This window comes from Streptomyces sp. 1114.5 (assembly GCF_003635085.1).
Lineage (GTDB): Bacteria > Actinomycetota > Actinomycetes > Streptomycetales > Streptomycetaceae > Kitasatospora.
Genome location: NZ_RBXE01000001.1, coordinates 4,542,255 through 4,556,005, shown reverse-complemented (window position 1 = coordinate 4,556,005; position 13,751 = coordinate 4,542,255). Strand labels below are relative to the sequence as shown.

Annotated in this window: 12 protein-coding genes; 8 read left to right on the top strand and 4 right to left on the bottom strand. The window is 74.2% G+C overall.

The genetic code is table 11. The annotated features are described in order from the left end of the window. Positions 1 to 175 precede the first annotated feature (175 nt). The 6 genes from BX285_RS20225 to BX285_RS20200 all read left to right on the top strand — a co-directional run bounded on the left by BX285_RS20225 (position 176) and on the right by BX285_RS20200 (position 5,906). On the top strand, positions 176 to 1,519 hold the full coding sequence (locus BX285_RS20225; protein ID WP_121176160.1) for an MFS transporter: 1,344 nt from the start codon (positions 176 to 178) through the stop codon (positions 1,517 to 1,519). A 70-nt stretch (positions 1,520 to 1,589) separates the two neighbouring features. Beyond that, positions 1,590 to 2,285, top strand: coding sequence for a TVP38/TMEM64 family protein (locus BX285_RS20220; RefSeq protein ID WP_121176157.1), 696 nt, complete (start codon positions 1,590 to 1,592; stop codon positions 2,283 to 2,285). Between the two features lie 81 nt (positions 2,286 to 2,366). Further along, positions 2,367 to 2,882, top strand: a complete 516-nt coding sequence (locus BX285_RS20215) for a DinB family protein (protein ID WP_121176154.1) — start codon at positions 2,367 to 2,369, stop codon at positions 2,880 to 2,882. 283 nt (positions 2,883 to 3,165) lie between these two features. After that, positions 3,166 to 3,558: a cell division protein SepF gene (locus BX285_RS20210; RefSeq protein ID WP_097239260.1), complete on the top strand. Its 393-nt coding sequence runs from the start codon at positions 3,166 to 3,168 to the stop codon at positions 3,556 to 3,558. Between the two features lie 159 nt (positions 3,559 to 3,717). Next, positions 3,718 to 4,338 (top strand): TetR/AcrR family transcriptional regulator, encoded by a 621-nt coding sequence (locus BX285_RS20205; RefSeq protein ID WP_121176152.1) that lies wholly within the window; start codon positions 3,718 to 3,720, stop codon positions 4,336 to 4,338. Continuing rightward, entirely contained in the window at positions 4,335 to 5,906 is a 1,572-nt protein-coding gene (locus BX285_RS20200) for an MFS transporter (protein WP_121176149.1), read from the top strand. The genes BX285_RS20205 and BX285_RS20200 overlap by 4 nt, the downstream gene beginning before the upstream one ends. Positions 5,907 to 5,995: 89 nt before the next feature. Here the strand turns inward: BX285_RS20200 and BX285_RS20195 are convergent, their stop codons facing one another. The 3 genes from BX285_RS20195 to BX285_RS20185 all read right to left on the bottom strand — a co-directional run bounded on the left by BX285_RS20195 (position 5,996) and on the right by BX285_RS20185 (position 10,972). After that, entirely contained in the window at positions 5,996 to 8,467 is a 2,472-nt protein-coding gene (locus BX285_RS20195) for a SpoIIE family protein phosphatase (protein ID WP_121176147.1), read from the bottom strand. Positions 8,468 to 8,615: 148 nt separating this feature from the next. Continuing rightward, positions 8,616 to 9,236 (bottom strand): TetR/AcrR family transcriptional regulator, encoded by a 621-nt coding sequence (locus BX285_RS20190; protein WP_097239256.1) that lies wholly within the window; start codon positions 9,234 to 9,236, stop codon positions 8,616 to 8,618. 137 nt (positions 9,237 to 9,373) lie between these two features. Continuing rightward, the gene (locus tag BX285_RS20185) at positions 9,374 to 10,972 is read right to left on the bottom strand and encodes a 4-coumarate--CoA ligase family protein (RefSeq protein WP_183107117.1); all 1,599 of its coding nucleotides are present in this window, start codon (positions 10,970 to 10,972) and stop codon (positions 9,374 to 9,376) included. A gap of 223 nt (positions 10,973 to 11,195) precedes the next feature. Here BX285_RS20185 and BX285_RS20180 point away from each other — a divergent pair, with 223 nt between their 5' ends. Next, entirely contained in the window at positions 11,196 to 11,855 is a 660-nt protein-coding gene (locus BX285_RS20180; protein ID WP_259470598.1) for a hypothetical protein, read from the top strand. Then, positions 11,842 to 12,549, top strand: a complete 708-nt coding sequence (locus BX285_RS20175; RefSeq protein ID WP_097239254.1) for a class F sortase — start codon at positions 11,842 to 11,844, stop codon at positions 12,547 to 12,549. The genes BX285_RS20180 and BX285_RS20175 overlap by 14 nt, the downstream gene beginning before the upstream one ends. A 1-nt stretch (position 12,550) precedes the next feature. On the opposite strand, the gene BX285_RS20170 is transcribed toward BX285_RS20175, so the two are convergent. Further along, on the bottom strand, positions 12,551 to 13,723 hold the full coding sequence (locus tag BX285_RS20170) for an acyl-CoA dehydrogenase family protein (protein ID WP_121176140.1): 1,173 nt from the start codon (positions 13,721 to 13,723) through the stop codon (positions 12,551 to 12,553). Between the last annotated feature and the right edge of the window lie 28 nt (positions 13,724 to 13,751).

Below are 13,751 nucleotides of genomic sequence, written 5' to 3'. Positions count from 1 at the left end.
TTCCATTCCGGCCGCCCTGTTTCTATCAGGGTCCCTTCCTGATAGTTTATCGAACCGTCCGGCCGTGCACCCCGGACGAGACCGCGCAGCCCAGGGACGGCTGCGCTTGACTGCCAGCAGGGCCATCCACCGGGCACCGTCGCGCCCCGCACCGCGCGACCGGGAGGGAACGCCGATGAACCGGACCACCGCACCACCGCCGGAACCACTGACCGCCCCGCGCCGGGCCCGGGCGAGCATCGCCGTGGTCTTCGCCGTGCACGGCGCCGTCAGCGGCAGCTTCGTCACCCGTATCCCGTGGATCCAGGACCGCCTCGACCTCTCCGCCGGCCAGCTCGGCCTGGCCCTGGTCATGCCCGCCATCGGCTCCTCCCTCGCCATGCCGCTGTCCGGCCGCCTCGTCCACCGCCACGGCGGGCGGGCGGCCGTGCGCGGGCTGATCTCGCTCTGGTGCCTGGCGCTCGCCCTGCCCGCGCTCGCCCCCTCCCTGCCGACCCTCTGCGCGGCACTGCTCGTGTACGGGGCCGCGGCCGGGATGGCGGACGTCGCGATGAACGCGCAGGGCGTGGAGATCGAGGAACGGCTGGGCCGCTCGATCATGTCCGGCCTGCACGGGATGTGGAGCGCCGGCGGCCTGCTCGCCTCCGGCTTCGGCATCCTCGCCGCCCACCTGGACCTCGACGCCCGGCTCCAGCTGGCCGTCACCGCCCTGGTCCTGCTCGCGCTCGCCCAGCCGGTCTGCCGCGGCCTGCCGGACCTGCGGCCGCCGGCGGACGCGGAGGAGCCGCCGCGCTTCGCCCTGCCGCCGCGCAGTTCGCTGATGATCGGCCTGGTCGGCTTCTGCGCGGTCTTCGCCGAGGGCGCCTCGATGGACTGGAGCGGCGTCTACCTGCGGGACGTCACCGGCTCCTCGGCCACCGTCGCCGCCGCCTCGTACACCGCCTTCGCGCTCACCATGGCGGTCAGCCGCCTCGCCGGGGACGCCGCGGTCCGCCGCCTCGGCGCCGTCCGCACCACTCGGATCGGCGGCGCCGTCGCCACCGCCGGCGGCCTGCTGGTGGTCGCCGCCGACCGCCCGGCGCTCGCCATCCCCGGCTTCGCGCTGATCGGCATCGGCATCGCCGTCATCGTCCCGCTCGCCTTCGCCGCGGCCGGACGGATCGGCGGCAACGCCAGCCAGGCCATCGCGGGCGTCGCCACCGTCACCTACACCTCCGGCCTGGTCGCCCCCGCGGTCATCGGCACCCTCGCCCAGGCCACCTCGCTGACCGTCTCCTTCGGGCTGGTCACCACCCTCGCCTTCGCCCTGGTGCTGAGCGCCGGAGCCCTGCGCCTGTCCGAACGGACCTCGACCGGACGGAACTCCGGTGCGCAGAACTCCTCCGAAGGGAAGTCCGCCGGCGGGAACGTGACCGCAGCGGAATTCGGCGAGCCGCCGAACCCGCTCCCCCACCTGCTCGCGCCCACCCCCGAGGGCCGGTTCCGGCACGACAACCCGCAGAACGACCCGTACAGCTGAGCGGACGGGCCGTCCAGACCGTGCAGGGGCGGGCGGCGGGGCACCCCGGCGCACCGGTTACGCTCGGGCGGTGTCCGAGCCCGATGCCGCCCCCGCACCATCCGCCGCGCCGCGTTCGCCCTGGTGGCGGTTGGCGCTGCTGATCGTCCTGCTCGTCGCGGCGGCCGGCTCGCTGCTGCTGTGGAGCCCGACCGAGCTGCTGTCCGGAGGGCTCGCAAACCGGCTGCCCGGGTACTGGTTCGGACCGCTGTTCGCCCTGGTGTACGCGGTGGGCACGCTCGCCTTCGTCCCCCGGCCGGCCCTGAACGCGGCGGCCGGGCTGCTGCTCGGCATCCAGCAGGGCGTGGCACTGGCCGTCCTCGGCACCACGCTGGGGGCGGCGCTGGCCTTCGCGCTCGGCCGGGGCCTGGGGCGGGAGGCGCTGCGCCCGTACCTGCGCGGCAAGGTGCTGGGCGCCCTGGACCGGCGCTTCACCGAGCAGGGCTTCCGCAGCGTGCTGGTGCTGCGGCTGCTGCCCGGCATGCCGTTCCAGGCGGCCAACTACGGCGCGGCCTTCTCCGGCGTTCGCTTCACGCCCTTCCTGCTCGCCACCGCGATCGGCGTGGTGCCGACCACGGCGGTGTACGTCACGGCGGCGGCCAGCGCGGACCGCCCGGGCTCGGCGGCGTTCCTGCTGTCGGCCGGCGTGATCGCCCTGCTCGGCGTGGGCACCGTGGTCGGCCTCTGGCGGACGGCGCGGAACCGCCGCCGGGCCGCGGCCGGCTGAGACCGGACGGCCGGTCCCGGAACACGGCCGGTCCCGGAAATCGATCGCGCCCGTACCCGCCCCGGGGCCAGGATGGCCCGCATGACCGAACTCGACCCGCGGGTGGACCCGCCGATGGCCGTCGACGAGACCGCCACCCTCACCGCCTTCCTCGACTACCACCGCAGCACTCTCGCGCTCAAGTGCGCGGGGCTGACCGACGACCAGCTGCGGCTGCGCTCCGTCCCGCCGTCCGGCCTCTCGCTGCTCGGCCTGGTCCGGCACATGGCCGAGGTGGAGCGGTACTGGTTCCAGGGCGTCCTGCTCGGCGAGGAGATCGCCACCGGCCACTACTGGACCCAGGCCGAGCCGGACGCCGACTTCGACGGCGTCGACACCGCCGACGTCGCGGCCGACTTCGCCACCTGGCGCGCCGAGGTCGAGGCCTCCCGCCGCGCGGCCGCCGGTCTGCCGCTGGAGACCGTCGGCAAGCGGCCGCGCCGCGGCCGGGAAGTGACGCTCCGCTGGATCCTCGCCCACATGGTCGAGGAGTACGCGCGGCACAACGGCCACGCCGATCTTCTGCGCGAGTTGGTGGACGGCTCGACCGGCGAGTGAGCGGCCGGGCAAAATCGTTTCCGCATCGTTGACAGAAGGTCAATTGCGCGGTGGCCGCTACCGATATGGTCTACGCGCGCAACCGTACGGCGCCGAGCCGCGTCTGCTGGTTTTGCCTGGGTCCGCCCGGGTTTCCGGCGCGGCGCGACTCCTACGGGGGCCGCGAGCGGGCACGGGACCGGTGAACAGTGCGATACTCGGACAGTTCCGACGAGTGGATGACGTGTCAAAAACGACACGCACCCCCGGGGGACCAGGACGGGACGAGACAGGGAGGCGCGGCATGGGAGCACTTCGCGACGAGCACCACAACGGGTGGCTGATGCCCTCGGGGAACTACCCGGCCGCGGTGTACGACGACGAGTGGGTCGATCAGGAGACGGTTCCGTCCGTCGCCGCGCCCGCGAAGATCGTCTCCCTGCGGCCGACGGGCTTCGAGGCGGCCCGCACGGTCGGCGAGCACATCCGGGCGAGCATCCCGGTGGTCATGGACCTCACGGAGATGGAGGAGGCCGAGGCCAAGCGCATGGTCGACTTCGCCTCCGGGCTGATCTTCGGCACCCGGGGCGGCATCGAGCGGATCGCCCGCCGGGTCTTCCTGCTCACCCCGGCCGACGTCGAGGTCATGGTGATCGACCGGCCGCTCGACGAGACCGGCTTCTACAACCAGAGCTGAGCCCGGCCCGCGGCCAGGCCGCGGCACACGGCACCCCGACCGGGGACGGCACCCGCCGTCCCCGGTTTTTGCTGCCCGACCTCCGAAGGCTGCTACATCATCTGAGACTCGGAAAATAATTCTGAGACATCCATGTCTCATCTGAGCTAAACTCGGCTCATGGCCACCGACCGCGACACCGTCCTCGAAGCCGCCGTCGGCGTGCTCTCCCGCCGTCCGACCGCGCACCTGGACGAGATCGCGCGCGCCGCCGGCATCAGCCGCGCCACGCTGCACCGGCTCTTCCCGGGCCGCGAGGCGCTGATCCGCGAGGTCGGCATGCTCGGCCTGCGCCGCTTCGCCGCCGCGCTGGACACCGCCGGGGTCGAGCACGGCGACGCCGAGGCCGCGCTGCGCCGCCTGGTGGACGCCGCCGTCCCGGACGCCGCGCTCTGCGCCTTCCTGGCCGGCGAGAACCAGCTCTACGAGAACGACGACATCAACGACCTCTGGGAGCTCCAGATCGCCCGGCTGCACGCGCTGTTCCTTCGCGGCCAGCAGCAGGGCGCGTTCCGCATCGAGCTGAGCGCCGCCTGGCTGAGCGAGGCCTTCTTCGACCTCGTCGCCGGCGTCGGCTGGTCGATCCAGGACGGCCGGCTCGCCCCGCGCGACGCCGCCTTCTCGCTCACCGAGCTCTTCCTCGGCGGCGCCCTGCGCAGACCGACCACCGCCGCCCCCGCCACCGACCTCCCCCCGGCCCACAGCACCTCGGCCCACAGCCAGGACACCGATACGCCATGACCACCCTGACCGCCCGCCAGCGCTGGACCGGCCTCGCCGTCCTCGTCCTGGCCGTGACCGTGGTCGCCCTCGACGCGACCGTCCTCTCCCTCGCCATCCCGTCGATCAGCGAGACGCTGCGCCCCAGCGGCACCCAGCTGCTCTGGATCGGCGACTCCTACTCCTTCGTGCTGGCCGGCCTGCTGGTCAGCATGGGCGCGCTGAGCGACCGAATAGGCCGCAAGCGGCTGCTGCTGGCCGGCTCGGCCGCCTTCGGCGCCGCCTCGCTGCTGGCTGCCTACGCGCCGGGCCCGGGCTGGCTGATCCTGGCCCGTGCGCTGCTCGGCGTGGCCGGGGCGACGATCATGCCGTCCACCCTGTCGCTGATCCGCGGCCTCTTCCCGGACGACCGGGAGCGGGCCACCGCGATCGGCATCTGGGGTGCGGCCGCCACCGCCGGCGCCGCGCTCGGGCCGGTGGTCGGCGGGGCGCTGCTGGAGCACTTCTGGTGGGGTTCGGTGTTCCTGATGAACATCCCGGTGCTGCTCCTGCTGCTGGTCCTCGGCGCCTGGCTGCTGCCGGAGTCCAAGGACCCGAAGCCGGGCCGCTGGGACGTGCTGAGCGTCGTCCTGTCGATGGCCGGGGTGATCGGCACGGTGTACGCGGTGAAGGAGGCCGCCGCGCACGGCGTCGGCCGCTGGGACGTCCCGGTCGCCTTCGTGCTGGGCGCGGCCGCGCTGACCGTCTTCGTCCGCCGCCAGCTGCGGCTGGAGACCCCGCTGCTCGACGTCCGGCTGTTCCGCGACCGGCGGTTCACCGCGGCGGTCTCGGCCTCGCTGGTCTCCCTGGTCGGACTCTCCGGCGTGATCTTCGTGGTCTCGCAGTACCTGCAGCTGGTCCGCGGCTACCAGCCGCTCCAGGCGGGCCTGGCCGAGCTGCCGGCCTTCGCGGGCTCGGTGGCCGGCGGTCTGCTCACCGCCCGGGTGGCCCGGCGCTTCGGCGCCCGCACGGCGCTGACGGCCTGTCTGCTGGCGATGGGTCTGGGCATCGGCGTGCTCGGCTGGCTGGAGCAGGACACCACCTACCTGCTGCTGGCCGCCTCCTTCCTGCTGGTCGGGACGGCCGAGGGCGTGGTCTACACGCTCGGCGCCGACCTGGTGCTGAGCGCCGCGCCGGCCGAGAAGGCCGGGGCGGCCTCGGCGGTCTCGGAGACGGCGTACGAGCTGGGCACCGCGCTCGGCATCGCCCTGGTCGGTTCGGTGGTCGGCTCGATCTACGCGAACGGGCTGTCCGTCCCGGCCGGGACGGACCCGGCGGTGGCCGCCCGGGCCGGCGAGTCGCTGGGCTCGGCCGTCGAGGCGGCGCAGGGGCTGCCGTCGGAGGTGGCGCAGCCGCTGCTGGCGAGCGCGAAGGAGGGCTTCGTCAGCGGCATGAACACCGCCGGGCTGCTGGCCGCCGTCCTGCTGGTCGGCGCGGCGCTGACGGCCTGGCGGCTGCTGCGCGGGCTGTCCGGGCGGGACGCGGCTGCCGAGGCCGCCGAGGCCGCCGCGGCGCCCGCGGAGCAGACCCAGGAGCAGGTCCACGCGTGACCCGCTCCCGGGCCCGCCCTACGGAAATGCCGGAACGGCCGTTCTCCTGAGGAGAACGGCCGTTCCGGCATTTCCGGCCGGTGCGTCGCCTACTTCGCCCCGAAGGGCAGCTCCAGCTCGGCCCAGACCACCTTGCCGTCCCGGGTGAGCCGGCTGCCCCAGCGCTGGGCCAGCTCGCTGACCAGGAACATCCCGCGCCCGCCCTCGTCCTGCTCGGCGAACGGGCGCAGCTGCGGGGTCTGGCCGCCGGCGTCGGAGACCTCGACGGTGAGCACCCGGTCGCGGAACAGCCGCAGTCGGCGCGGGGCGTCGGCGTGCAGCAGGGCGTTCGTGACCAGCTCGCTGACCAGCAGCTCGGCGTAGTCGGTGAGCGCGGACAGGCCCCAGGCCTCCAGGGTGGCGCGGGTGAACCGGCGGGCCCGGCCGGGCAGCCGCCCGCCGCCGCTGAGCGGGAGGGTGGCGATCCGGTCGGCGGGCAGCGGCAGCACCCGCGCCATGATCATCGCGATGTCGTCCTCGGTGCCGTCGGTGACCAGCGCGGCGAGGACGGCGTCGGCGCTCTCCTCCAGGGTCCGGCCGGGCCCGGCGAGGGTGCGGGCGAGCAGGTCGATCCCGGCGTCCAGGTCCTGGCCGCGCCGCTCGACCAGGCCGTCGGTGTAGAGCGCGACCATGCCGCCCTCGGGGATGGTGAACTCGATCGACTCGAAGGCGACCCCGCCGACGCCCAGCGGCACCCCCGGCGGCACGTCGACCCGCTCGGCGCTGCCGTCGGGGGCGATCCGGACCGGCGGCAGGTGCCCGGCCGAGGCGACCTGGACGGTGCGCTCCAGCGGGTCGTAGACCGCGCAGATGCAGGTGGCGAACTGGCCCTCGCCGATTCCCGAGGCGGTCTCGTCCAGCCGGGTGAGGACCTGCTCGGGCGGCATGTCGAGGGTGGCGAGGGTCCGGGCGACGGTGCGCAGCTGGCCCATCGTGGCGGCGGCGCGGATGCCGTGGCCCATCACGTCGCCGACCACCAGGGCGACCCGCCCGCAGGACAGCGGGACCACGTCGAACCAGTCGCCGCCGACCTCGCTGACCACGCTGCTGGGCAGGTAGCGGTAGGCGATCTCCAGGCCGAGGGTGCGGTGCACCTCCTGCGGCAGCAGGCTGCGCTGCAGGGTCAGGGCGGTCTCCCGCTCGCGCCGGTAGAGCCGCGCGTTGTCCAGGGCGAGCGCAGTGCGGGCGACCAGCTCCTCGGCGAGGGCGACGTCGGCGGCGGTGAACGGCTCGGGGTTGCGCATCCTGATGAACTCGGAACCGCCGAGCACCATGCCGCGGGCGGTGATCGGCACCATCAGGTAGGAGTGGATGCCCGCCGCCATCCCGGGGGCCACCCGGTCGTCGCTGGAGACCAGTCCGCGCAGCACCTCCTCGTTCACATGGGCCCGCAGCAGCGGCTTCCCGCTGCGCAGGCACTGGGTGTAGCTGCGGTCGGGGGCGTACTCGGAGGTCTCGCCGACCACGTCCACGGCATGGGCGAGACCGGACTCGTAGGACTCCCCGACGGCGACGGCGCGCAGGGTGACGGGCCGGTCGGTGGGGATCGCGGTGGGTTCGGCGCCGCGCAGCACCGGCTCCAGCAGGTCGACGGTGGCGAAGTCGGCGAACCGGGGGACGACGGCCTCGATCAGTTCCTCGGCGGTGCGCTGGAGGTCGAGGGTGGTGCCGATCCGTGCCGTGGCCTCGGCGATGGTGGCGAGGCGTTCCTGGGCCCGGGCGGCGCGGGCCTCGGCCTGGGCGCGTTCGGTGACGTCGATGATCGAGGAACAGACGCCGAACACCCGGCCGGTGGAGTCCTCCAGCCGGAAGTAGGAGGCGGACCAGGCGCGGTCCCGCTTGGGGTCGCCGGGGACGCGGCCGTGCGAGCGGGCGTCCACGACCGGCTTGCCGGTCTTCAGCACCTGTCTCATGGTCTGTTCGATCTCGGTGCCGTTGATGCCGGGCAGTACCGCGGATATCCGGCGGCCGAGGTGGGCGGCGACCGGAACGCCGTTCATCCGGGCGAGCGACTCGTTGATCCGGATGTAGCGCAGGTCGGTGTCGTAGACCGCCATGCCTATCGGCGAGCGGCCGAAGATGCCGTCCAGCACCGCCAGGTCGGCTTCGACGGCGTGCAGGGCGCGGGTGTCGGAGGCGGTGGCGAGCAGCAGCAGGGTGCCGGCCGGTCCGGCGATCGGGTAGGTGCGGAACTCCAGGTCGACCGTGTGGCCGTCGCGGTGGCGGACCGGGAAGACGCCGGACCAGCCGGTGCCGCTCATGATCCGTTCGAAGAGGCCGAGCACCTCGGTGCGGTCGCCGCCGTCGGTGAGCAGCTGGGCGGCGTAGCTGCCGACGGCCTCCTCGGTGGTGTAGCCGAGCAGGGCCTCGGCGTCCTCGCTCCAGTGCAGGATCAGTCCGTCGTGCTGGAGCAGGGCCGTCGCGAGCGGGACGAGCCGGTGGCCTTCGGGGCGCGCGCCTTCCGGGCGGCGGCCCGGTGCCGGGCCGGCGGCGTCGGTCGCGTCCCACTCGTGTCCGTGCATGATCAGGCAGCACCCCGGTTCGGCTCGTGCCCGGCCGGGTGGGCCTCGCGGTCCGTGCCGGCCGGGGTTCTTCTCCAGACTGCACGGACATCGGCCGCCGGGCGACCCCTTGGTCAGGGCTTGTCCGGCCGCTCCGGGTGTACGGGCGTCATGGGCGTACCGGCCGCAGCGTACTCTCCAGAACGCCCGCCCACTGCCGGATCACTCCGGATCGTCGGAGGCTGTCGTCGGTGAGCAGGTTGGCCAGGCCGAGTCCGCGGGCGAGGTCCAGGGTGGCCTGCACGGATTCCCGCACGCCCGGGTGGCTCTCGTCGGCGTCCAGGAACTCCACGGCGGCCCGGTGGGCCTCCCGGCCGACGTGGCCCTCCAGGGCGACGATCCGCTCGCGCAGGCCCTCCTCGGTGGCGGCGGCGGTCCACAGGTGCAGGGCGGCGCGGAACAGCGGGCCGGTGTAGAGGCGGACGATCATGTCGACCACGGCCCGGGTGCGGTCGGGGCCGGCGGCCGGCAGCTCGTCCGCGTGGGCGCGGACGGCTGCCAGCCGCTCGGCGGTGACGTGCTCGACGGCCGCGGTGAACAGGTCCTCGCGGGTCGGGAAGTGGTGCTGGGCGGCGCCCCGGGAGACGCCGGCGCGCTCGGCGACCACGGTGACGGTGGAACCGTTCCAGCCGAGTTCGGCCAGGCACTCCACGGCCGCCGCGAGCAGCCGGGCCCTGGTCGCGCGGCTGCGGTCCTGCCGGGGGGTGCGGGCGGCGGGGTGGCTGGTCATGGCTGCGGGCGGCTCCTGTTCCGGTGCGGGCGCGGCGGGCCGGTCCCCCGCGGCGGGTCGATCCTCACAGACGGGCGCCGGCCGCCGTCCGCCGGGGGCGTGCCCGCTCGGGTGCGTACTCAGAGGCGGGTGCGCGCTCAGTCGGCGGTGGCGCGCAGGGCCTCGCGGTCGCGCAGTTCGCGGCGGAGGATCTTGCCGGCCGCGGACTTGGGGACGGCGTCGACGAACTCCACCGCGCGGACCTTCTTGTACGGGGCGACCAGCCCGGCGACGTACCCGGTGACCTCCTCGGCGGTCAGCCCGCTGCCCGGGGCGCGGACCACGAAGGCCTTGGGACACTCGCCGCCCTCGGCGTCGGTCACGCCGATCACGGCGGCGTCGGCGATCTGCGGGTGCCCGAGCAGGACGGCCTCCAGCTCGGCGGGGGCGACCTGGTAGCCCTTGTACTTGATCAGCTCCTTGACCCGGTCGACGATGTGCAGGTAGCCGCGCTCGTCCACGTAGCCGACGTCGCCGGTGTGCAGCCAGCCCTCGGCGTCGATCACGGCCGCGGTCTCGGAGGGGCGGCCGAGGTAGCCCTTCATCACCTGGGGGCCGCGGATCAGCAGCTCACCGCGCTCGCCGGGCCCGAGGTCGTCGCCGGAGCCGTCCAGGGCGGCGATCCGCAGCTCGGTGGAGGGGACCATCCGGCCGACCGAGCCGCGCGAGGGGGCGTCGTCCGTCGGCGAGACCACGTGGGTGACCGGGGAGAGCTCGGTCATGCCGTAGCCCTGGAGCAGGTGCGGCAGGCCGAGGCGCCGGGCGCAGGCGTCGGCGAGCGCGTGGTCCAGCGGGGCGGCCGCACACAGCAGGTACTTGACGGAGGAGAGGTCGAAGCGGTCCACGGCCGGGTGCTTGGCCAGGGCGAGCGCGATCGGCGGGGCCACGAACAGGGCTTGCACCCGGTGCTCCTCGACGGCACGGCAGAACTGCTCCAGGTCGAAGCGGGGCAGCACGACCACTGTGGCACCGCAGCGCAGCGGCTGGTTGAGCAGCGCGGCCAGGCCGTAGATGTGGAAGAACGGCAGGACGGCGAGCACCCGCTCGCCCTCGGTGGGGCGGTAGAGGGCATCGACCTGGGCGAGGTTGGTGGCGATCGAGCGGTGGGTGAGCATCACGCCCTTGGGCAGGCCGGTGGTGCCGCTGGAGTAGGGCAGCACGGCGACGTCCTCGCCGGGGTCGATGACGACCTCGGGGGCGGGGCCGGGGGCGGCGAGCAGGTCGGCGAGCGAGCGGTGGCCCTCGGCGCCGTCCAGGACGAGGATCTCGGTGAGCGGGTGGCCCTGGTCGGCGAGCAGGTCGGCGGCGGTGCGGGCGGCGGGCAGGAACGGGGAGACGGTGATCAGCCGGCGGGCGCCGCTGTCGCGCAGCTGGCCGGCCAGCTCGGTGGGCGTGGCCAGCGAGGAGACGGTCGTCACGGTGGCACCGGCCCGGGTGGCGCCGTAGTACGCCATCGGGTAGGCGATCGAGTTGGGGCTGAAGAGGGCGAGGACGTCGCCCCGGCGCACGCCTGACTCGGCGAGCCCGGCGGCGACCCGCTCGACGCCGGCGGCGAGCTGCGCGTAGCTGACCTGCTCGCCGGTGAGGCCGTCGATCAGGGCCGGTCGGTCGCCGTGGCGGGCCGCGGCGCCGAGCACCGCCTCGTGGACCGGAAGGTCGACCACTGGGACGTCCGGGAATTCGCTTCGGAACACCAAGGTAAGCCTCCAGTAAGGAAGTTGACGCGACAACAAAACCTGGGGTGGGTCGGTGCGAGGCGCGTTCAGGAGCATACGGACAGTCAGGGGGGAAGGCTGGGCCATTGTGAGGAACCGGGGGCGGAGCGCGCGTGGCACAGTTGCTCCGGGGGGCGCCCGCCCGGACGGTGTAGCACCATGGCCGCCCGTCCCCGGGTGCGGCCCCGACCCTGGAGCACCCACCGTGAAACCCGTCTCCCCTCCCCTGCCACCGGCCCGGCGACTGCTCGCCGCCACCGGCGCCGCCCTCGCGCTCACCCTCGGCGTGGCCCCGGCCGCGCTGGCCGCGCCGGGCGACAACGGCGACGTCAAGATCCACGAGAGCACCACCCCGGTCACCGACCAGAGCGACCAGCCCAAGGTCTGCGTCTTCTACCTGGACGCCTTCAACTTCGACACCGTCCAGCAGGTCAACTGGACGATCTCGCAGCAGCCGCCGACCGGCACCGCCCAGGTGCTGGCCGGATCGATCACCCTGGTGAACGGCACCGGGAACACCGGCAACCTCACCCTGCCGGAAGGGCACTACAAGCTCGAATGGACGTTCGTGGGTGAGAACGGCGCCGCGAAGCAGAAGGTCTTCGACGTCTCCTGCCCCACCTCGTCGCCCTCGCCCTCGCCCTCGCCCACCAACTCGCCGTCGCCGACCTCCTCCCCGTCGCCCAGCCACTCCCCCAGCCACTCGCCCAAGCCCGGCCCGCACGGCGGCGTGGGCACCGGTGGCGGCGGCACCTCCGGACCCGATGCCGCCCAGGTCGTGGGCGGCCTCGCGCTGGTCGTCGGCGCGGGCGGCATCGCGATCCGCGCGATGCGGCGCCGTCCCGGGCGCAATGCCGAGTCCTGACCGTCCGCACCGCGCGCCGCGCGGCGGCCCCCTCCCCTGGCGGGCGGGGGTCGCCGCGCTGGCGCTCGCGATGTGCGGCGTCTGGCTGGTCCACGACGGCGCCGCCGGCCGGCACGGGCCGCCGCTGCCGCCCGCGCCCTCGGTGGCCGCCGGCTCGCCCGCTGCCGCAACGTCGGTGACTGCACCGGCCGCCGCGCCCACACCGCCCCCGGTGCCCGCTGCCCCGCCGATGCCGGCCTCGGCGCCCACCAGGATCCGGATCCCCTCGATCCAGGTCGACGCCCCGGTGACCGGCCTCGGCCTGACCGCCGCGCGGCAGCTGGCCACCCCGCCGATGGACCAGCGCAACCTCACCGGCTGGTACCGGGACGGCACCGCGCCCGGGGCCGCCGGGAACGCCATCGTCGTCGGGCACGCCGACAACCGCAGCGGGCCGGCGGTCTTCTACCGGCTCGGGCTGCTGCGCCCGGGCGACCCGATCGAGGTGGCCCGCAAGGACCGCCACACCGCGGTGTTCACCGTGGACTCCGTCCGGGTCTTCCCGAAGGCGGACTTCCCGGACGCCCTGGTGTACGAGGCACGCATCCCCGACCGGGCCGAGCTGCGGCTGATCACCTGCGGCGGGAAGTTCGACCGGAAGACCGGGTACGAGTCCAACACCGTCGTCTTCGCCCACCTGTCCTCGGCGCGGTGAATCAGTACGACTTCGGCAGGCCGAGGGTGTGCTGGGCGACGTAGTTGAGCACCATCTCGCGGCTGACCGGGGCGACCCGGCCGACCCGGGTGGCGGCCAGCAGCGCGCCCAGCCCGTACTCCTGGGTGAGGCCGTTGCCGCCGAGGGTCTGCACCGCCTGGTCGACCGTCCGGGCGGCGGCCTCGCCGGCGGCGTACTTGGCCATGTTGGCGGCCTCCCCGGCGGCGAGGTCCTCGCCCGAGTCGTAGAGCAGCCCGGCCTTCTGGGTCATCAGCCGGGCCAGCTCGATCTCCACCGCGCACTGGGCCAGCGGGTGGGCCAGCCCCTGGTGGGCGCCGATCGGGGTGGACCAGACGGTGCGGGTCTTCGCGTACTCGACGGCCTTGCCGAGGGCCTGCCGGGCGAGGCCCAGCGAGAAGGCGGCGGTGAGGATCCGCTCCGGGTTGAGGCCCGCGAACAGCTGGAGCAGGCCCGCGTTCTCGTCGCCGACCAGGGCCTCGGCGGGCAGCCGCACGTCGTCCAGGAAGACCTGGAACTGCTTCTCGGGAGCGACGAGTTCCATCGGGATCGGCCGGTACTCGAAGCCGGGGGTGTCGCGCTGGACGACGAACAGGCAGGGCTTCAGCTTCCCGGTTCGTGCGTCCTCGGTGCGGGCGACGAAAAGGACGGCATCGGAGTGGTCGATGCCGGAGACGAACACCTTGCGGCCGGTCAGCAGCCAGTCCCCGCCGTCGCGGCGGGCGACAGTGGATATCCGGTGCGTGTTGGAGCCGGCGTCCGGCTCGGTGATGCCGAAGGCCATCTTGCGGCTGCCGTCGGCCAGCCCGGGCAGCCAGCGCTGCTTCTGCTCCTCGGTGCCGTAGCGGGCGATCACCGTGCCGCAGATCGCCGGGGAGACGATGAGCAGCAGCAACGGGCAGCCGGCGGTGCCGAGTTCTTCGAGCACGATGGCGAGGTCGGTGATGCCGCCGCCCCCGCCGCCGTATTCGGCGGGCAGGTTGACGCCGAGGTAGCCGGCCTTGCCGGCTTCCGCCCACAGTTCGTCGGCGGGCTCGCCGGCCCGGGCCTTGGCGAGGTAGTAGGCGGATCCGTAGCGGCGGCCGAGGTCGCCGACGGCCTGGCGCAGGGCGCGGCGTTCGGGGGTTTCGAGGAGCTGACTGCCGATGGCGGACATGCGGGGTCCTTCCTCAGGGCTCTCGGGG